3 protein-coding genes are annotated in these 1,017 nt (G+C 58.3%); all 3 read left to right on the top strand.

The features are described from left to right. Positions 1-372 (top strand): hypothetical protein (locus AACR93_RS14610; RefSeq protein ID WP_043851136.1); only part of this gene is annotated, 372 nt, incomplete at its 5' end. Next, complete coding sequence (locus tag AACR93_RS14605; protein ID WP_043851135.1) at positions 372-587, top strand: hypothetical protein; 216 nt, start codon at positions 372-374, stop codon at positions 585-587. The genes AACR93_RS14610 and AACR93_RS14605, both read left to right, overlap by 1 nt. Next, positions 584-946 carry a hypothetical protein gene (locus AACR93_RS14600; protein WP_024945026.1) on the top strand — a complete coding sequence of 121 codons (363 nt, stop codon included), beginning with the start codon at positions 584-586 and terminating at the stop codon, positions 944-946. The genes AACR93_RS14605 and AACR93_RS14600 overlap by 4 nt, the downstream gene beginning before the upstream one ends. Positions 947-1,017: the final 71 nt, after the last annotated feature.

Below are 1,017 nucleotides of genomic sequence, written 5' to 3'. Positions count from 1 at the left end.
GTCACCAGTACCTGGACGTGGCGGGTAGACCGGCTGGTACGGTTGATGATGCTCGCCAACCGGCGGGCAGTCTGGCATCGCTATCAGTTAGGACGCCAGCAAGAGCAGAAGGAACCACGCCAGCACTGCTCGACCAAGCTGGGACAGATTAAACCTGCCCACAGTTACCACCAGGCACCACTCACCGATAGCGAGCTGGTTGCCCTCTACAAATTCACCTGCTGCGCCCTGTACCAATCGAGTGAATGGAGCGGGAGCCCTGAGCAGGCACCTCGGCTTGTGAAGGTACTACAGCAGTTACAGCAAGCGCTGGCGCAAGACGTGCTGACTCGACTGTCACTGTGGGAGCAAGCCACTTGGGGAGAGATGTGATGAACCTTTCCATCACTCTGACAGTGACAAGCTCACCACCGAGCTCAACGGCCCATATAGCCCAGCGTATCGCCGATGACATGGCACACCTGCATCATCGTCTGGGTGATGGGGTCAGTGATGAACTGGGAATCAGCATCAGTTACCTGGTCGAACAGTTTGCGCTGCTGGCAGCGGCCTACCGTTCACCTGCTGAAAGGGAGAATCACCCATGATTGAATTTACCGACAGCTTTAGCCAGGCCGCCGTGGCAGAGGCCATGTGTGCCCATCCAGGGCTTGCCAAGCTCATCAGTCAGCAGTTGATGCTGCCGGGCTTTGCCTATGCCCACGATGTGGAGGGGCGACGTATTGGCGGGCCACTGGTTGCGCCCAACCCGGTGCTGCACAAAACCTCGCTCTTTGTCAGTCCCCGCGATATGCGCGAGTACCTGCCGCGAGAGATTAACTTCGCCCGCTTTCGCTGCGCCTGTAATGCAGTGGGTCAGCCGGTCGGCGAGTGGCAACGGGTAATTGTCGGGGCCTACGTCAACCATGGTAGTAATGACAAGCCGGATTGGAGTAGTCACACCTGAGCCACGGCCACCAGCACACACAAGACCTCTCACAGCCCCTCACGCCGAGGGGCTGTTTGCATTTGAAGGAA

It is taken from the genome of Aeromonas sp. L_1B5_3, from assembly GCF_963866575.1.
GTDB lineage: Bacteria > Pseudomonadota > Gammaproteobacteria > Enterobacterales > Aeromonadaceae > Aeromonas > Aeromonas jandaei.
Note: the sequence above shows the minus strand (reverse complement) of the source record. Positions and strands in the feature narration are given on the sequence as shown.